Here is an 18,368-nt window from a genome sequence, read left to right as displayed (position 1 = left end):
TCTTCACTCCTCTGACTCTTTAGAGATTTCCTCCACCGGCCGGCATTGACTGATAGGCCCTAACGCCACCATCTCCCCCTTGATCCGGTATCCGGATACACTCTTTTCTATTCTATCATTATTTTCAAGAATTTGTACCCCCTTTTCCTCTAATTTTTCCGCTTCCTCCTTTTCTTTTCGTTCAGCCAGAAGATCCAATTCCTGTTTCGTATAGGCTTTTTCATAGGAAATCATCCGTTTTCCCTCTATCACTCCCAGATAAAGCGGAAGACAGTAATCAGAAAACAGTACTGCCTGGTGCTCCTCCATATAATAATCCCACTCCTCTTTTTTCCCTAAAGCAGGAAAAAGCGCAGCAGCAGACCATGGGCCCGCCTTTACGTAAATCCCCTTTCTCGTCTGTCCGGTGGGAATCCGCAGCATTCTTGAAAATGGGATCTCTTTTTCATACTCAATCACTGTTTCCGCTTCGATATCTGCATCTGCCCGAACCAGATGGGATGTTATCTCATCTCCGTTATCTCCCGTAACAGGAACACGGCCGCTGACTAATATCTGTCCTTTCTCTACCGTATCTCCTACAGATACCTGAGCAATACCGCTTCTGACTATCATAGAGCGAATCACTCCGGACGTCCCTGCCACCAGATCACAGGGTGTTTCATCTATCTGGGGCACAGCGGATAAAACCTGATTTTCCCTGATCTTTACTACCAGACGGGTTCCTGTCACACTGGCCGATACCCAGGTAACCTCTGGAAGATCCGTTCGTATAAATGTCTCCACTTCCTCACAGTTTATCTTCTTCTTTAAAATACCGCAATGCAGATCCATCTTTTCCAGACAGATCCTGAGATTATCCTCTGTGTACCTGTAATTCCCTTCAAATTCAATATCCCAGATAAAAAGAGTCATACCATACAACAGTATGAAAAAAGTTCCCAGTCCGGCTGCATAATACCAGCGTTTCCTGTTTCTGAAAATAAAAAAAGGAAAACCGAAGCGCCCTGTGATCCTTAAGCGGACACCGGATTTTCTCACAAGAGGCTTTACCCTCCTGACATCCGCCACAGTCATATATGCTTCGTATTCTCCCTTATCACGGCAGACGATGTTCCAGATTTTAAACCCTCTTGCACTGCAAAGATTCAAAAAACGTTCCGGCGAGCCGTCTTTTAAACAGATCCGTACATATCCCTTTATGCTGCGAAACAGCCACAAAAGCAAAGGCTCTCCCTCCTTTTATATGTTTCCTACAGGAGCGGTTCAAATTCCATCGATTGGATCTGACCGCATACCCCCATTGCATCCTGATTGTAATACCGGATCCTCAGTTCCCGGCCGTGGAGAGTTACACGGCAGTTTCTTGCCTGGATCCTCACCAAAGTATCTGTATACATAAGGATGCTTCTGTAATTTTCAATACAAACTTCGTGAAAACCGGTAAAACGAAGCAGTACATCTCCCAAAACCACATCCTTGGGAAGCCCCAGAGCCGTTGCTGCCATGCGCTTTTTTTCTTCATTCATGCTCTGTTCTCCCTCCTGATCGTTCACTGTAACAGTATATGGCTTTCAGCATCCGAAAATACCTCCGGCAGCCCTTTGCACACCAGGCAGCAGCACAGCATACACTGTAATGAACAATCAACCGGGAGGTATCCATGAATAACCATCCCATTTACCCATACCCTGACACCCTGGTAAGCGCTGCTGAAACCCGTCAGGAACATACACCTGTAACGCCTCTGCCAAATCCCGGCGAGGGAGGCCCGGTTTATGACGGCTCAGAACCAGCCATTCCCCTGCCAAATCCCGGCGAGGGAGGCCCGGTCTTTGATGGCGCAGAGCCTGTTATCCCTTTGCCAAATCCCGGAGAAGGCGGACCGGTCTTTGACGGACCGGGCTGGAATACCAATGGTCATTTCCATACCCATTTCCACCCTCCTGTATTCCGTCCCATCTTTCCTGCTTTCGGCTCCTCCATTACCGTAATTCCCGGCATCAGCTTCCCCTGCTACAACTGTACTGCTTCCGGCAATTTCGGACGGGTGCGGGTACTTAACGCCTCAACCGGATATCAGCCCTTTAATGTATCCCTGGGCGGCTGGATGATCGCAGGACAGCTGGCCAACGGAGATATCACCAGTTACGTTCAGGCAGCCTCCGGACGGCGCACCATGACCATTTCTGGTGCCAACGGATATGTTTATATCCAAAAATCTATTACCATCCGTCCCGGAGCCTCTATGACGGTTGCCATTATCAACACTGCTTCCGGACTGGATCTCAAGGAAATCTCCGATGCTTCCTGCAGCGCACCATCCGGTTCCGCCTGCCTCAGGACCTGCAATCTGTCCCTGAATCTGGGACCCTTTGACGTGACCCTTGAAAACAGCAGCGGCTCTTATACACCATTTACGAATGTTGCTTATAAAAATGTGACCTCATATGCTACCGTTTATCCCAACTGGTACCAAATCTATATCTCCCGTACCGGTTCCTTCCCCGGAAATGCGATAGCCGCTGCTTCTGCCACCCTGGAAGCCAATGTTTCCTATACGCTTTATCTTTTCAATGCTCCTACAGCTACAGAAGGCCTGCGGGCTATGATCGTATCAAACTGACCGCTGAAAGGGCTGCCGCACTTAAATTGGTGTGCAGCCCATACTCCTTTTAATCACCGTAATACCGCCGGCAGCTGATGATAAAAAAGACCTCCTTTTGTCTGTCAATTACGATAAACAAAAAGAGGTCTTTGCACACCCATCTCGAAGGGTTTAAAAATTTGCCCGTATATCATCACTGATACGGATTTTATGCAATCTCTTATGCATTTTCTTGAATCCCTTACCCTAAAAGCTGGATTTTAAGCCTTTTTCAGGAAATAAGTCATTCGCATAATTATTCATCCCAGTTGTGGTACACCGCCTGAACGTCATCATCCTCATCAAGCAGATCCAGAATACGGTTCATCTTCTTAATGGAATCCTCATCTGTAAGCTCTACCCAAGTCTGAGGGATCATTGTTACATCGGCTTCCATCATGGGGATATTAAAAACAACCCAAATCTTCCAAAACATCATAGCTGATGCTTTCCAATTCTTTATTATTGTGTAGAGTATATCATAGCTGAGGTTAAGAAGCAATAATACTGCTGTATAATTTTAGTAAATTTTATCAATCTCCTACTACTCTAGTATCTGTGTACCTATGGCAATATTTTAACTACAATAACATAGTATAAAATTATTCTAATTATTTTTTATGGATACCATACAGATATTGCAATATAATGATCGAAAAATGTGTATGCATGAAAAAAGACTACTGCGGTTTACAGTAGCCCTTTTCAATCAATATTGCTATTTTAATCACACCTTGAAGCTTCATTCTCTAATGTTTCTTCCTCCATCCAAGCAGGTCTAGTTACACTAGCAGTTGTAGAGGTTACCCGTATATTTCTTTTTTTTGTATCTATTTTTATACATCCTACAGATATGCTTATAACAGAAAAAATCAAAATAAATACTAGAATTATCCTTTTCATCTCTTCTCCTTAATTTTTGTGCTGGATTTTAAATATTTCTGATTATTCTTTTATTGTCCCATCAGTAAAAACCACCTGAGATACTGTATAATCAAATTTCAAATCTTTAAAAGCTGTATTATAAAACTTCATGTGTTCAGAAATAAACTGATTTATTTCAAAAATAAGACCATTGTCTGTTATGGTCTGTTTTGCTGGAATTGTCTGACCAGTAAAATCACAGCCACTCACCATAATTTCTTTACCAAAAAGATCCATTATTTTTAAAGTACCTTCAATTCCCTGTACATCTTGGTCTGTATTATTGGTAATTTCAAATGTCATTGTACACATATCATTATAACGACCATTATAAATATCTTTCGGAAGCTCCCCTTTTTCAACCACCCGTACAACAATATCTTCTTCCTGCAATTCTGTTTCCTTCTTAGCTGCCTCAAAAGATTCATTTATAGACTCTAATTCTTGGCTTACTTGACTATACTTCTTATTTATTTCCTCATTTGTAGCATAAAGACTCTCTTTCTCCTGACTCAAACTTTCTATTTGCTGTAGTAATGATTCTCTCTCTTCTTGAAATTGTTTAGCATTTGCACACCCACTTATTATAACTGACACTAACAAAAGAATATCAGCCACTATAAAAACTATTATTCTTTTCTTTTTATCCATTAAATTCCCTCCTCTGTTTTTATATTATTATATAATATAAAGTAATACTTTTCAATACTTAATACCATTTAAGCATGTTTGTTATCAATCAGTGGTATCTTATCTTAAAAAGGAGTATTTGATATGAAACCACTTAAAAACAGATTCAGCATTACATTAGACGAAGATATCGCCAACAAGATCAAAGAAATGGCCGAGGAAGATGATCGCAGTTTCAGCCAGTATATCAACATGGTTCTAAGAGAATGGATTAAGAATCAAGACAAATAATACCTTTATGGGGCTTGTCAATTTAGACAGCCCTGTTTTATCAATATATCCTTTTCACTAACGATTATTTTGTCACCAGTCCCCCATTTAGGGCATCCCCGTTTCTTTATAGCCCTGTATTCACCCAATCCCATATGATAAATTCATCCGTACCATTCCGTTGTCTGTATCAATCCCCATATAATCCGCAAGAAACAACGCCAGCTTAACAGCCTTGTCTGCTGTTCCTATGTCATACCCGTACTTATTCTTCATCTGTATGTGAACTTCCGCTTCTGTCTCTTCACTCTCTAATACAGAATACGTCACTCTTGCATACTCATGTAATATTGGAATCACTGTATGCCTTAACCATTGTATATACTGCTCTGCATCTCTTTTCCCTCTGCCGTCCTTTAAATCATGGATAAATAACCGAACTTCCTCCTTTTGCTGTCCTGTCAATGCCTCAATCTCTATTTCCAGACATTCCCCTTCATTATCGTGTGTATAATCGTATATCACTGCTTCACCTCCCCTCCCATTGATAATATTAGACCAATTTAGTCTAAAAATCAATAGTCTGTTTTGGTCTTAATATAATGGTCTCTGAGGTGATATGATGAAATATGAACGAATCAGAGACTTAAGAGAAGATAACGAACTTACCCAAGAATATATGGGGAAAATTTTAAACGTATCTCAAAGAACCTATTCCAGATATGAAAATGACGAAAGAGCCATTCCTATTGAAATTTTAAGCAAGCTTGCTGATTATTACGGAACTAGCGTTGATTATATTATCGAGAGAACCAACCAGAAAAAGCCCTATCCCCGTTAAAGATATAATGATTTTCGGATGTTGGTTAAACAGGCATCTGAATTTAAAATGTGAATACCACTTCATTTTGACAGCACACCTTTAGAAGTCAATACTCTTGACATCCAACTTAAACTCCGTGTGAAAACGTACCAACTTCCCTATCCATCCGCATCCCTCTGCCTGTTTTAGGTTTTATCTACCCCTCACCATATCATATTCCCAAACGCACCATACGCCTCTCTATGCCTCTATGTCCCTTTATCTGCATAATTGTCAACCGTAAACATACACGGTCTTTAATACCGTTCTGGTGCTTTTGGAAGCCTGTTTATGTATCGTACATGACGCTACAACATTCGCTATATGGATATCCTCTAGGCTCTTGCAGTTTTATTTTCAAAATATAATGTACATTAAAAAAAGAGACAGCTTACTCAGCCATCTCCTCTATGATCTCCCTCTTATATTTGTAAAATGTCATCTTGCTAATCCCGATCAGCTCCCAAGTTTCCTGGTTGGTTAGCTGGCCGCCGAAGTCCTTATTATACTTCCTGATCTGCTCTTTTGCAGGTGCAGCTTTCTTTACAATGAGCTTGGCTCCTTGTTTCTGTCCGATCTGCTTACCATTCAGCCGTGCCGTTTCAATGCCCTCTTTGGTTCTCTGGTGTAAGTCCTGTACCTCTTTTTCTGCCTGTCCAAATGCAAGACGTATCTGCTCTTTTGCAAGAGCCATGAGATACCTGTTAATTCCTTCAAGAATAAAGTCTACATTGGTTCCCGTCATTTCTATATTGCTCTCCAGCGCATTTTTGTATGTGGCTGTATTGATATGAGGCTCTTTCAGAAATACAAGCTCTATCCCCTTATGGTACAAATCTTCATACAGCTTAAAGCCGTCCTCTGCATTTCTGCTCATACGGCTCACCGAATCAAAGATAATCTTATCACCTTCCTTTACTTGCTTTAACAGCTTGTCCAGCTCTTTGCGTGACTGAATCTTTGTTCCTATGAACACCTCTTTTACTATATGAGCATCCGGATAAGACTGCTTTATGTTCCTGATCTGTCTTTCAATGTTCTGTTTAGCTGTGCTGATTCTTGCATATCCGTATTCCATGATACCACTCCTTTAGTATTATTTTTGACGTTCGTCTGATTTAGTATTAATTTTAGCACTGTTTTTATCAAAAATCAATACAGTTTTATTATCTTTTGAATTAATGTCAAATTTAATACTTTATCGTATGGCATATCGTACACGCTATCATTACATAATACTGCATCAAAAAATGTATACTGCATCTGTGTTTTTCGCTGGAGCTTTTTTTCGCAGCCCTAAAATATTATCTATTTTTAGGTATTATGGGAGGGGGATTTAATATCGTAATCCCCCTTATTCCATAGGTATTTTTTGAATTTTTCGTTTAAATTCTGATTGGCGGCCTGATTCTGAAAAATGCTTGACTACCATAGATTTTCTTTAATTTTTGAGCAAAAAATTTTATCGGACACATATATAGGGGGCGTGTGTGGATTAGTCTAATCTATATCTAAAGTATCATTTTGATATCCCAGCTTTCAAAGCGTTCTGCTGATTCCAGTTTGCTGTAAGACTTTAAAGGCTGAGAGGTGCATAGTATGCACTTCTGGATCTCAGCGTATTCCCATTTTGGGCAATCTGGAGATGTTGTCAAAATAACAACACCTCTTTTTCCCGGAGGAGCTTTGAAATTGATTTTTCAGTTTTTATCTCTTTTAGCCTCTGCAATTTTTCTTTCAAGCTCTGCCCTCTGCCACTGGAGTTTCACCACTTGATAATGTTCTTTGAGTGCTTTTTCTTTTAAGTGCTTCTCAATTAGTTCTAAAATTTTTATCTAACTTATCCCACCATTTTCTGATCTTCTTACCTAATAGAGTAAACATAAAAAAGATATTTGAGCGGGGGATTGCTTGCAATCCAACGCAGCCATGAGCTTGCGTGCAAGCGATTGGCCAAAGCGTCGCAGACTAATTAATATCAACCCAATAATTTGTCCATTTATAACGCTATATATTTATTTTATAATATATACCATTTTAAATGGACAATTTTTACAAAACTATTCTATTATTAAGATTAAATTTTAATCAGTTTATCTGTTAAGAGTGCTTGAGCTTCTAAATATGTATCCGGCGGACTCCATACCTTACATTCTAAATGCTCAAATTGGGAAATATCTCCCCAGTATTCTTCTTTAAGTGCTGTTTGATGCTTCTCCATATTTTTATTATAAAATTCAATAGTATTCTGGTTAAGGTATTCCACAATTTTTTCATTGAGCTGCTTTTTCTCCAATGCCATCTCTGATACATCCTGATCTGTATTAGCAGATCTTAAACTAATTTTAACATTCTTGAAATAACGAATCCATCTATAAGCATCATACAATAATTCATTCACTTTTCGGTAAAATTCTTCTATTTTGAAAGACGCAAACACTTGAAACATTGTATCAAACCCCATAATATCATTCAAAACATGTTTCTCCATTTGTTCGATTTTCTCTTTCTCAAGTTCATCTGCTTTTATATATTCTGTTTCCGATAACACAATAATTATCTCAATTTCATACGAAATTATATTTCTATTTTTTAAATTATTAAGGGCAGAAAAAAATATTTGGGTTAACTTTCTGTCACTCCTCATATAAAAATGTCTAATTTCCCAAGGAGTAAGTACATGATCTAATTTCTTCAAAGCATCTTCTGTATACCAAATATAATTATGATTAATAAATCCAAGTAATTCCCACCATCCTTTTTTCGTAAGTGTATCTGTATTCCCCTGACCCTTTAGATACATTAGTAAAATTTTTTCAATATATGGAATATAAATTGAATTATTACCTTCTTTCCGTTTGTCATCCTTACATAATGGAGTATCATATATATCAGTAATAATAAATTGCTGTCCTGACCTTTTCCAATCAAAATAGCATTTAAAATCTGCTATCTGAGCTTTTTTTGAATTTCCTGTTTTTACATCCTGCGATAATAGTTCACATAGTGCCTTATAATTTTTTACGGTCATACCAACTGATAATTTTTTCGTATCAATCTTCCTATTCATTGCTTTAATCTCCTTTGCATTGATAATAATAAATTCTCCAAAAGTAATTCTAAAATGTTTACGTTATGGGAATTAAATTACCAATTTATATTATATACTTTTTTGAATGTTTTATTTTCTTGATGAATATTCTTGTGTGATGAAATCGCACTTCCGGAAATTTGGAAATCAGAATTCTGGTACTCGGAAATCGCCTATTTTGTGCTTGATGACTTATCCATTTCTGTTGGGATATTTGTCAAGACCTTGCCGCATCTGCGGTGCGTAGCAGTCTTTACAAACGTCTCAGCAGAAATTATGATTCGGTATGCACAAAAGCGAATCTAAAAAGTGATTTCCATATCACCGGACAGCTGATGTAAAACCATCCGGAATATTCACTTGAATTACAAAAAAACAGATATGCTTTTTACACATATCTGCGTTATTATACAAGATTCTCTTATTTTAAACGCATCAAAGGGCTTGTCTTGGATGCTATTTCCATTAAATCCTCATCTTGCATTGACTGTAAGTAGCGCTTTGTAGTATCTACTTTACTATGACCTAAAAGTTTAGATACCGTATACAAATCACACCCATTTTTCAGTTGACTCTGTGCATAAAAATGTCTGCACGTATGTGGACTAACCCTAATATGGCTTCTAACAATTGCCTTTTCACCTGCCTTTTTCAAAATATGCTCCATTGCTTCTGGTGTGAGACGTTTTCCTTTTTGTGATAAGAAAAGATACTCTGTCTGATAGCATAATTTGTCTTTTATATATGATTCCCGTACACGAAGATAGCGAATCAGATATTTATTAATAAATGGAGTGATAGGCAGATAACGCATCTTTTTTCCTTTTCCCATAACACGAATATATGTATCTCGAAGATCTTCTATTTTCAAATCACACATTTCTGAATTTCTCATTCCAGTATCAAAGAACATCACCATAAGCAGTTGATTCCGAACATCTAAAAAACGTGGGCCTTTAAAAACGCCGATAAGCCTTTTCACCTCATCATCATTAAATGTTTCTATCATAACAATCGGTTCTTTCTGTTTGCTAATTCTATCCATTGGATTATTGGTAATATAGTTTTCTTTGATACAATAATTGAAATAACAGCGGTATGCAATCATATTTCGATTAATATACGTCTCAGCCAACCCCTGAGCTGTCTGATACTGAACATATGCCCTGATTGCTAAATGATGCGTTTGTTCCAATTCTGTAATATGAAATTCCTGTTCAAGATATTTCATCATTCTTAAATTAGCATTCCTATAGCTTTGAATTGTTCTTTTACTAAGCCTCCTCATTTCACATTCAAAAATAAATTCTTTTAAAACATCCTCATTTAACATAAAAACTCCTTCCTAAGCATCTTTTACCATGTTTAGGAAGAAGTTTTCTGCACATTCGTAATTGAATGATGGCAAATTGTCCAGAATATCATAGCTGGCACATTTTTTTCACATTTTACATCATCAAATACGGTCAAAAACCTTTGATTTCACGTTGTTTTTCCTTATCTTTCGTCTGTATCCCAGTTGTGGTACACCGCCTGAACGTCATCATCCTCATCAAGCAGATCCAGAATACGGTTCATCTTCTTAATGGAATCCTCATCTGTAAGCTCTACCCAAGTCTGAGGGATCATTGTTACATCGGCTTCCATCATGGGGATATTCTGAGCCTCCAGCGCCTCACGGACAGCAGAAAAATCATCCGGGGCTGTAATCACCTCATAACTGTCCTCCTCTTCGGAAAAATCCTCTGCGCCTGCATCCAGAGCAATCATCATCAATTCATCTGGATCCATCTCACATTCTTCCTTGTCAATAATGATCTGACCCTTTTTATCAAACATATAGGACACGCTTCCAGGAGTACCTACATTTCCGCTTCCCTTTGTAAAAGCACTTCTTACATTTGCTGCTGTACGATTTTTATTGTCGGTCAGAGTATCTACGATAATTGCAACGCCATTGGGACCATAGCCCTCATAGGTCAGAGTTTCATAGTTTACAGAGTTGGCATCACCGGCAGCCTTTTTGATACCGCGGTCAATGGTATCATTTGGCATATTGTTTGCCTTTGCCTTTGCAATTACATCACGCAGCTTACTGTTATTGGCAGGATCAGGACCGCCTTCCTTTACAGCAACCGCAATTTCACGGCCGATAACTGTAAAGATTTTTCCCTTTGCAGCATCATTGCGCTCCTTTTTATGCTTAATGTTGGCAAATTTTGAATGTCCTGACATTGGTATAACACCCTTTCTTTTATCTTCTTTTTCAGTACTGATATCTTTTCTATCCTATCACGATTCATTTCATCTTGCAAGCAGAAAATTGTGCTCAGATTTTCAATTTCATTCCTCTTTCGTTCTGGCTTTCCTGCAGTCATTGATTTCACTGATCAAAATCAGAATTTCAGATATGAAGATACAGAACAGCCCTGCTCTAATGAGTGTTTTTCCTTCCCCATCGCCCTTTTCCTTTGCCTCCGCAGCAAAGTTTCCAAGCACTCCCATAAGTCCAATATTGGCCAGATGCTGAAAATTTCTTTTAATTTCTCTGTTGTCTCTGTGAATTTGCTGTAGTAATTCTTTGTTTGTCATATCTATCACCTTTCTTTTTTAACCTCTGATCCAATTACTCCTCTAAAATAACCTCACAGATATCTCCAATATCACAATGAAATACCTCACAGATTCGCATCAGCACCCCAAGAGAAACCGGTTCATTTTTATTTAATTTTGTTGCCGCATACGGCGAAAATTCCGCAACTCTCATTAAATCGGATCGTTTCATTTGATTATCTGCCATCAATTTTTGAAGCTTATTATAACTTATCCTCATCTACTGTACCCCTTTTTCATTTTTTGTCCCAATACCAAGCCAAAATAGCATATTTAACATTGTATATAGAAATTGTTAAATTTTCAATGAATATAGCCGATTTATTTCACTTTTTACCATAATATCCGCTGCTATCCGTAAAATGGATAACTCGGGACACAGGCTCTAAGCCCGGCCTTCTTGTCCACACCTCAAAGCGCTAATCCATGCGCTTTTTCCCTTCAGATACCCCATAAAACTCAATATACTTATATCGGCGGAATGCTCACTAACATATGGACATGAGCCAACATCAGCTGCCCTTCTATTATCTCCCCCACCTATACCTACTTTTTCAGTCCTCTCCTTGGAAAAAGGGGATGAGAAAATGAACTATTTTGTTAAAACAATGGCAGGAAGTTTCAGTATTGTAGTTCTTTTTCAGATATACAGACAAGAAAATCGGGAAAAACTATGGACGAAGTCGTACAACTGTAAACGATTGGAAACTAGCGGCACTGAAACAGTTAAGAAAAGAATGGGCGAGGTTGGAACATGAAGAACAAAAATCGAATACCTTTTGAAATCATTGAAAATGTGGTTGAATGAGAACCGGAAGCAACATACAATGTCATATGTCATTACAGGAATTAGCAATAGCGTTAAGCCGTAAACTTGATTTTACGAAGGTATTATCAGCTAAAGTTAGAGCATTAGCAGAAGAAGGCGATTATAATAAATCTATTTTAAGTTTATGAAAATATGGAAAGTTTCACTTGCAATTCTATAACCAAGGAGCCAATTTCTCTGTATAAGCGTTGTATTGACCGTCCGATATGCAACTTTTTGTAAGGACTCAGTAATCCCACACATATCTTTTAAGATGTCATCGGTTTTAACAAAATTATCCATAAAACTATTTTGACTGATTTTTTCTAATTTATTCTCCATAGCCATCGCTTCTTGAAATTTTCTAACTACTTCTTGAATTTATATTTTCCTTTTCCATGACCGGATACTGATTCAATAATATCTGCCTGCACCAAATTGGAAAGAAGTTTTGAAACACCTGAAGCTTTCAACTCAAGAACTTCCATAGCTGCACTTCTTCCAAACACCTCATCAAAACCAAACTTCTCAAAAAGTCTCTGAATATGAACTGTCGTTTTTACTGAGAAATCGCTACCCCTTTCGGAAAGTACACTTTCAACATCCACTTTTTTGTCTTGAATGTCCACTTTTTCTTCGTTCAAACGTCCACTTATGTGAAGATTTCGATTATGAAGCCCATTTTTCTCGTTCAATAACAGATTTCTGAGAAACGCTTCCAGATACTCTGTTGTTTCGTAAATACCTTTTTGCAGGTTCGTATAGTTTGCACAGACAAGTGCATTTCTGAAATACCACGCATTTTCCGCAAAAATATCATTGGTTGCAGAGAACCCAAGTGTCCCTAAATACTTGATGAAGAACACTGCCGTTGTTCTTATATTGCCTTCCCCGAAGATATGGATTTGTCATAGCCTTGAAATGAATACCGCAAGATTATGCTATTCTGAAAGCATTTTACAGAACTCTGCTGGCTCTATACAGGGTGTTCCGCTGCTCTTAAAGTCTGCACAGTTCCTTGTAACAATATAATCCGCCTGAAATGCAGCCGCACACTCCTTTTGCAGACAATCCTCAAAATCTGAAAATGTTTCATCTGCCAGGGCATTGAGAATCTTTGCCTTGTCGATTTCTTCAACCTCAAATAATTCGCATATGCTTAACAACAGTTTACGTCTTTACGCAACACTAAACACTTTACGCAAAATAAAGAACATATTTGAAATGGAATGTGCCGCAATACATCCTGATACCCGTCTCTGCTTACAGGCAACAACGATCTGCTCTGCGGCCCGATCATAGGGACTGCGGCAAAGCAGATAATCAAGAAGAACATTTGTATCAACCAAAATTCGCAGTCCCATATTTCTCCTCTCTGTAACTAGCTAATTCTCTTTCATAATCTATCTGCGGTGCTTTCCGTCTGAGATTCTCTAACTGCTCAAATGCCTGTTCTCTTACTTTTTCTGATTCTGAGCCATAAAGACCAGTCACACCTTCCATAATCTGAATGATAAAATACAGCTTATCTTCCGGCATCCGTTCCAGTAAATCCATCGCATCTTTTCTCAGTGCTGTCATTACTTATCACTTCTTCCATTCTAATAGATGATCCTCTTGTTACCTTTATTATACCCATTCTATCGGGCTTTGTATAGAAATATTTTTCAACATGCTCTGTCACGCTCTCCATTTTGCTATATATTCATCAAACACTCCTATTTCTCTGATTCGTTTTTCGGCGATGTTACCGAACAATAGCACTTACCTTCATCTCTCCGGTAACAAACCATAGTTTCAATTCTTTTTTGACCATAACACAAAAGGACATCTTCCTAAAATTTCTTTTAGAAAAATGTCCTTCTTAGTACAAAATATTTACATCGCTTATTAAAACCCGTTAAGCCACTTTAAAATGTCGCACCGCTGTCGTACGCTGCTCAAAAAGCACGCTTTTTCTCTAAGCCTTAGTACAGCTTCGCCCCCGCGGGAATGCTGTCATCCAGCATTAAAAGATTCAATCCTTCCTGTCCATCATATTCATACACTGCACTAATCAGCATACCGCAGGAATCAATGCCCATCATCTTACGAGGAGGCAGATTGGTAATCGCCACACAGGTCTTGCCTACCAGCTCTTCCGGTTCATAATACTCATGAATTCCGCTTAAAATCGTGCGGTCTGTACCAGTTCCGTCATCCAGAGTGAACTGCAGCAGCTTCTTTGACTTCTTTACTGCCTCGCAGGCCTTTACCTTAACGACACGGAAGTCAGACTTGCTGAAGGTTTCAAAGTCTACGTCATCTGCAAACAGAGGCTCGATCTTTACCTTAGAAAGGTCAAGCTGTACACTTGGTGCGGACACGCTTACAGCCGCAGCCGGTGCTTCCGCTGCAGCAGAAGAAGCTTTCTCTGCCTTGTTCTCGCCCTTCTTTGCGTCTAATGACTTCATTGTCGGGAAAGATTTCACATTTTCTTCATGATTCTTCGGGATGCGTCACTGTACTATATTTTCTAAATTTATAAACCTTATAATTACTTCACTATTCGTCATTATTGAATTGTCTTTGTTGTCAATTTGCTGTAAACCAAACAAATTGTTGTCATCCGTTTTACTAAGCACTTCTCAAAAAATATCTAATTTTGCTGCTAAATTCTCGAATGACTCTTGTTTCTTTTCTTCTGTTGCTTCCGCATAAATGTCCATCGTTGTTTCAATGTTTCTATGTCCCATAATGGATTGAATAACTTTTAAATTTGTTTCATTTTCGCAAAGTCGTGTACAAAAAGTATGCCTCAGATGATGGCAAGAAAAATTAGGTAATATAATAGGATTTCTCCGTTCTTTCTTAGCTCGCACCACTTCATCCGCATTATAACTATTCGCTATACGCTTAATCGTATGATTGACTGTTTGTGGATTTGGAACCATTCCAAAACGATTACAAAAAATAAATCCTGACATTCCATCAATTTCTGTTTCATTAAAGCCATTTTCCAGTTGTTCTTCATAAAGCATTTCAAAAGCATCTTTCACAATATCCAACATTGGAATTGTACGAATTCCCGCTTCCGTTTTGGGTTTAGATATTCTCAATACACTTTTGTTGCTCTCTGGTTTTTGATAATAACTCAAACTGTGATTTATATTGATTGTTCTTTTGTCATAATCCAGGTCTTGCCATCGAAGCCCTAATGCCTCACCAATTCTACACCCTGTTCCAAGCAACACCGTAAACATAGGCCACCAATGATAATATATCGGATGGTTCGCAATATATTCCATAAATGCTCTTTGCTGCTCTACTGTCAATGCATGTCTAATTCCTCTGTTCTTACTGGATTCTCTGCTGATTTCTTTCATTACTCCATCAGTAGGATTATTTCGTATAATCTCATCCCGTACTGCCAACTGAAATGTTGGATGGAGCAAGCAGTGAACAGTATCTAAAGTCCCTAATGCAATTTTTACTTCATTAAGAAGATAATAATAAAACTGCAACACATCAGAATACTTTATATCTGCAATCCGTTTTTTCCCAAAGGTATCACGTACATAATGATCGTACGTATATAAATATGAACTTTTTGTAGATTCACGCAAATTATACTTCGTGGACATATACCGATCAAACGTATCATTCACACTTGCCTTGCCAGCAACATAGAGATCCAATCCGTCCAACTGATCCTTCATCAGTTTAGCTTCTTTCTCTCTTAGTTCTGCCAAATCGTTAGCATATATAAATTTACGTCTTCCCATCGGATCTGTATAGGTGTACATGTATCTTTTATCTGATGATCTTTGTACTTCTCCTTTGCGTAAAGATCTTCCTCGCAAATCTTTTCTGACTTTCGCCATAATAGTTTCCTCCTCTTAAGAGAGAAGCACTCACTATTTTTCCTGCTCGGATAAAAGCATCTCTACCCCTTTTAGGACAATGTCCGTTGTATTCATTTTATGTTGTTCGGCGTATGCAAGCATCTGGGAATATAGTTGATCAGGAACACGAATGCTTAATACTTTCTTCTTTGCATTGTCTGATTTTGGTCTTCCCATCTTTTTCATTTCAGCTCTTATACCTCCTATACCAACATTATACTTTCCGTATGACATAAAGTCAATTAAAAATGCAGAAAATTATAGAAGTTCTTCTCTCTTATTTTCTCTCTTAAAATTTTAATACTCTCGGAATGTTTCCAAATATTTTTCAAATATCTCACAATTAACTAAAGCTACTTTATCAATTTTATAGACTGCTTTCGCCTCTTTTGCTAATGCCTGAAATTTTGTTAATCCCAAACTATATTTCTCCGCACCTTCTGGATATCTCACGAACTTCTTTTCCATTTTCTTAGTAGCTTCCACATCTTTTCTTGCAAAACCCATTTCACAAAACTCCTTTCCATTTATAAATAAGAAAGAAAACAAATTTGTCTTCTCATATAACGAAAGGAAATCAATGGATTTTACAGGGTGATTATGAAAAAAAGTTAAAAAAATAGTTGCCGAAGGCTTTTCTTCGACAACTATCGTTACAAATTACTAATATTCATATTGAATTATTTTATTTTCATATTTTATATCACAACCCATTTCTATAAATCTCGTTTATAACAGCCCGTGCCTGTTCCATTTCTTTTTTCTTTATGAATTCTTCCCGGTCACTTAAAATTGCTATCATTTCATCTATTACATCTTCTATTCTAGGTTCCGTGTAACGATACAAGTATCCTAACATTCTAGTCGCCGTATAATCAGTATTCAAAATATTGTAAGCTATTTCTGAACAAAGTTCTTTCGGATATCCTTTGGTAAGTAAAAACTTGTACAACTCATCTGTTCTTTCTGTTTTCATAAAATATCTCTCCTCAAGTTTCAAATTCTGTCATTTTCAATTTGTATCCATATATTCAAATTCCACTTTTATATTGTACAGTTAGAAATAATATGTATTCTAATTTATTTTTTGTGCGTTCTTCTCCACAAAATCTTTTATCATCATCTTATTTCCGTGATCCGTTTCCATCAATTACAATTTCATTCTCACTAAACACATCGTCAAGATCTTCCCATGTCATTGGCTCTGAGATGCTAAGAGGAGATATTTGAGAATAAGAGACTATCCGATCTCTTCCACTAATTCCTTCATTAAAATTTAAACTATTATTTTTCAATGCTTTTGCAAATCCAGAAAGTACATAATCTACACCACCATTTTTCCGTTCCTGTTGTTCAAACAAACCATATTGATACAACGACGAAACCATAGCAGTTAGATTCGTTGTTTCCTCATAATCAAAAGAAGCGATATAATCTAGTTCTTCAGGTGTACACATAATTAAAAATCTTGCAAGTTTATAATACAAAGCATTTTCCATTTCAGTTAAGAGATAGCACCTAGTAAGTTGAGCAAAATAATCAACTTTTTTATCATCATTAATTTCATTGATAAGATGAATCTGCCTTTTTACAAATTTTTCATAATCCATATTTTCCTCATTAAATTTTCCCGCCATCTTTACTTGTTCAGCATAATTCCTAAATGTACCGAACATATATCTCTGCATTTTGTCCCAAAACAAAACTGATGGTGCATGGAAAAGCATATTTTTTATATCTATGCTGGAATCGAGCAATGCACCTATATCACCTAGCGAGACAGCTTTAATAATATTCCAAAATGTATCCCCCATATAATTATGAATATCTTTATCCTTTAAAATCGTTGTTAGTGTTGCAATTTGATTTTCAAACATTTTATCCCCCTTATTAAATACACTTACCATACAAAACAAAAAACGCTATTTGCCCGTTAGTAACTCTTTTTTTGATTAATTCTAAATAGTAGTATATCAATTTTTTAACTTTTTTTCTATCTCGCCCTGTATTTTTCCCTCTGAGCATTTCGTTATATGAGAGGGTTAATCTTTCAAGAGCAAGATCCACTCAGTAATACGGTATCGCCATTTTGGCTTTCCTATTACTTTGAGTTTTATCTTGATGTGGATTTCGCTCCCCATACCCTCGATACTGACATTTGCAAAATGTCAGATTGGCTTCCACATAAAATGTGTACGCAACACCAGAAGTATCAGAAGGGACAGCTGATATTTCTTGTGGAGTGCCATAAAGTTGGAAGTGCCAAATTAAGAAAGGAGGAACATGGCACCGAAGAAAAAAAGAAATGAAATGAAACACTCTAATATCATCTGTTTAAGATTAAGTGACATTGAATTAGAGTTAGTCAATCATGCCGCTTCTCAGGCAAAATTATCACGTTCTGATTATCTGAGAAACCTGATTTTAGATCACAAAATGGCCATACACTATGAGGTTGTCATTGAAAGCAAAACAGTAAAAATGCTCTTAGCAGAGTATGGAAAAATCGGCTCTAATCTTAATCAGATTGCAAAGTATTTTAACACTGGAGGAGCGTACTCTAAATCTGTAGCAAATGAAATCCAGCAATGCCTTTACGATCTCTATAGATTAAAAAAAGAACTGCTAAAAGTAATAGG

21 protein-coding genes and 5 pseudogenes are annotated in these 18,368 nt (G+C 37.5%); 4 read left to right on the top strand and 22 right to left on the bottom strand.

Translation table 11 applies throughout. The annotated features are described in order from the left end of the window. Positions 1-3: 3 nt before the first annotated feature. Positions 4-1,227 carry a sporulation protein YqfD gene (locus WKT10_RS05820; RefSeq protein WP_340276079.1) on the bottom strand — a complete coding sequence of 408 codons (1,224 nt, stop codon included), beginning with the start codon at positions 1,225-1,227 and terminating at the stop codon, positions 4-6. Positions 1,228-1,253: 26 nt separating this feature from the next. Beyond that, a complete protein-coding gene (locus WKT10_RS05815; protein ID WP_340276077.1) occupies positions 1,254-1,529 on the bottom strand; it encodes a YabP/YqfC family sporulation protein in 276 nt (91 codons plus the stop codon). 134 nt (positions 1,530-1,663) lie between these two features. Between WKT10_RS05815 and WKT10_RS05810 the strand changes: the two genes are divergently transcribed. Next, the gene (locus WKT10_RS05810; protein ID WP_066548886.1) at positions 1,664-2,626 is read left to right on the top strand and encodes a DUF4397 domain-containing protein; all 963 of its coding nucleotides are present in this window, start codon (positions 1,664-1,666) and stop codon (positions 2,624-2,626) included. Positions 2,627-2,903: 277 nt separating this feature from the next. Here the strand turns inward: WKT10_RS05810 and WKT10_RS05805 are convergent. The 3 genes and pseudogenes from WKT10_RS05805 to WKT10_RS05795 form a co-directional block, all read right to left on the bottom strand. Beyond that, positions 2,904-3,053 (bottom strand): annotated as a pseudogene (locus tag WKT10_RS05805) (YebC/PmpR family DNA-binding transcriptional regulator); the annotation flags it as partial. Between the two features lie 317 nt (positions 3,054-3,370). After that, a complete protein-coding gene (locus tag WKT10_RS05800; RefSeq protein ID WP_340276073.1) occupies positions 3,371-3,550 on the bottom strand; it encodes a hypothetical protein in 180 nt (59 codons plus the stop codon). A gap of 42 nt (positions 3,551-3,592) precedes the next feature. Further along, positions 3,593-4,222 (bottom strand): hypothetical protein, encoded by a 630-nt coding sequence (locus WKT10_RS05795; RefSeq protein ID WP_340276071.1) that lies wholly within the window; start codon positions 4,220-4,222, stop codon positions 3,593-3,595. A gap of 123 nt (positions 4,223-4,345) precedes the next feature. Between WKT10_RS05795 and WKT10_RS05790 the strand changes: the two genes are divergently transcribed. Then, a complete protein-coding gene (locus tag WKT10_RS05790) occupies positions 4,346-4,492 on the top strand; it encodes a ribbon-helix-helix protein, CopG family (RefSeq protein WP_340276069.1) in 147 nt (48 codons plus the stop codon). A gap of 120 nt (positions 4,493-4,612) precedes the next feature. Here WKT10_RS05790 and WKT10_RS05785 read toward each other — a convergent pair whose 3' ends face one another. Beyond that, entirely contained in the window at positions 4,613-4,996 is a 384-nt protein-coding gene (locus tag WKT10_RS05785; protein ID WP_340276067.1) for a hypothetical protein, read from the bottom strand. A gap of 97 nt (positions 4,997-5,093) precedes the next feature. Between WKT10_RS05785 and WKT10_RS05780 the strand changes: the two genes are divergently transcribed. Further along, on the top strand, positions 5,094-5,312 hold the full coding sequence (locus tag WKT10_RS05780; RefSeq protein ID WP_340276065.1) for a helix-turn-helix domain-containing protein: 219 nt from the start codon (positions 5,094-5,096) through the stop codon (positions 5,310-5,312). Between the two features lie 412 nt (positions 5,313-5,724). Here the strand turns inward: WKT10_RS05780 and WKT10_RS05775 are convergent, their stop codons facing one another. The 16 genes and pseudogenes from WKT10_RS05775 to WKT10_RS05700 form a co-directional block, all read right to left on the bottom strand. Then, positions 5,725-6,411, bottom strand: a complete 687-nt coding sequence (locus tag WKT10_RS05775) for a recombinase family protein (RefSeq protein WP_340276063.1) — start codon at positions 6,409-6,411, stop codon at positions 5,725-5,727. 999 nt (positions 6,412-7,410) lie between these two features. After that, positions 7,411-8,403: a hypothetical protein gene (locus WKT10_RS05770; RefSeq protein WP_340276061.1), complete on the bottom strand. Its 993-nt coding sequence runs from the start codon at positions 8,401-8,403 to the stop codon at positions 7,411-7,413. Positions 8,404-8,845: 442 nt separating this feature from the next. Continuing rightward, entirely contained in the window at positions 8,846-9,757 is a 912-nt protein-coding gene (locus tag WKT10_RS05765) for a tyrosine-type recombinase/integrase (RefSeq protein ID WP_340276059.1), read from the bottom strand. Between the two features lie 164 nt (positions 9,758-9,921). Then, entirely contained in the window at positions 9,922-10,659 is a 738-nt protein-coding gene (locus WKT10_RS05760; RefSeq protein WP_340276057.1) for a YebC/PmpR family DNA-binding transcriptional regulator, read from the bottom strand. 108 nt (positions 10,660-10,767) lie between these two features. Then, a complete protein-coding gene (locus WKT10_RS05755; RefSeq protein ID WP_317438809.1) occupies positions 10,768-11,016 on the bottom strand; it encodes a hypothetical protein in 249 nt (82 codons plus the stop codon). Positions 11,017-11,050: 34 nt separating this feature from the next. Continuing rightward, complete coding sequence (locus WKT10_RS05750) at positions 11,051-11,257, bottom strand: helix-turn-helix domain-containing protein (protein ID WP_317438810.1); 207 nt, start codon at positions 11,255-11,257, stop codon at positions 11,051-11,053. A gap of 207 nt (positions 11,258-11,464) precedes the next feature. Next, positions 11,465-11,571, bottom strand: a pseudogene (locus WKT10_RS05745) (transposase); the annotation flags it as partial. Between the two features lie 642 nt (positions 11,572-12,213). Then, a pseudogene (locus WKT10_RS05740) lies at positions 12,214-12,786 on the bottom strand (Fic family protein); the annotation flags it as partial. Then, positions 12,787-13,209, bottom strand: a pseudogene (locus tag WKT10_RS05735) (PIN domain-containing protein). Then, positions 13,187-13,426 carry a UDP-N-acetylenolpyruvoylglucosamine reductase gene (locus WKT10_RS05730; protein WP_337433243.1) on the bottom strand — a complete coding sequence of 80 codons (240 nt, stop codon included), beginning with the start codon at positions 13,424-13,426 and terminating at the stop codon, positions 13,187-13,189. The pseudogene WKT10_RS05735 and the gene WKT10_RS05730 overlap by 23 nt, the downstream one beginning before the upstream one ends. A gap of 386 nt (positions 13,427-13,812) precedes the next feature. Then, positions 13,813-14,319: pseudogene (locus WKT10_RS05725) on the bottom strand (lysine--tRNA ligase); the annotation flags it as partial. Between the two features lie 153 nt (positions 14,320-14,472). Beyond that, positions 14,473-15,708: a site-specific integrase gene (locus WKT10_RS05720; RefSeq protein WP_117578119.1), complete on the bottom strand. Its 1,236-nt coding sequence runs from the start codon at positions 15,706-15,708 to the stop codon at positions 14,473-14,475. 33 nt (positions 15,709-15,741) lie between these two features. Continuing rightward, the gene (locus tag WKT10_RS05715; RefSeq protein WP_165851949.1) at positions 15,742-15,915 is read right to left on the bottom strand and encodes a hypothetical protein; all 174 of its coding nucleotides are present in this window, start codon (positions 15,913-15,915) and stop codon (positions 15,742-15,744) included. Between the two features lie 111 nt (positions 15,916-16,026). Next, entirely contained in the window at positions 16,027-16,236 is a 210-nt protein-coding gene (locus WKT10_RS05710) for a DUF6462 family protein (protein ID WP_008976866.1), read from the bottom strand. A 196-nt stretch (positions 16,237-16,432) separates the two neighbouring features. Then, complete coding sequence (locus WKT10_RS05705) at positions 16,433-16,705, bottom strand: hypothetical protein (RefSeq protein ID WP_117578117.1); 273 nt, start codon at positions 16,703-16,705, stop codon at positions 16,433-16,435. A gap of 148 nt (positions 16,706-16,853) precedes the next feature. Next, the gene (locus tag WKT10_RS05700; RefSeq protein ID WP_117500824.1) at positions 16,854-17,606 is read right to left on the bottom strand and encodes a hypothetical protein; all 753 of its coding nucleotides are present in this window, start codon (positions 17,604-17,606) and stop codon (positions 16,854-16,856) included. Positions 17,607-18,012: 406 nt separating this feature from the next. Between WKT10_RS05700 and WKT10_RS05695 the strand changes: the two genes are divergently transcribed. After that, positions 18,013-18,368: plasmid mobilization protein (locus tag WKT10_RS05695; RefSeq protein WP_340276041.1), on the top strand; the 356-nt coding region annotated here is incomplete at its 3' end.

Source organism: Enterocloster sp. HCN-30185, assembly GCF_037890305.1.
Lineage (GTDB): Bacteria > Bacillota > Clostridia > Lachnospirales > Lachnospiraceae > Enterocloster.
The sequence above is the reverse complement of the archived record's forward strand: the minus strand, read 5'-3'. Positions and strand labels throughout refer to the sequence as shown.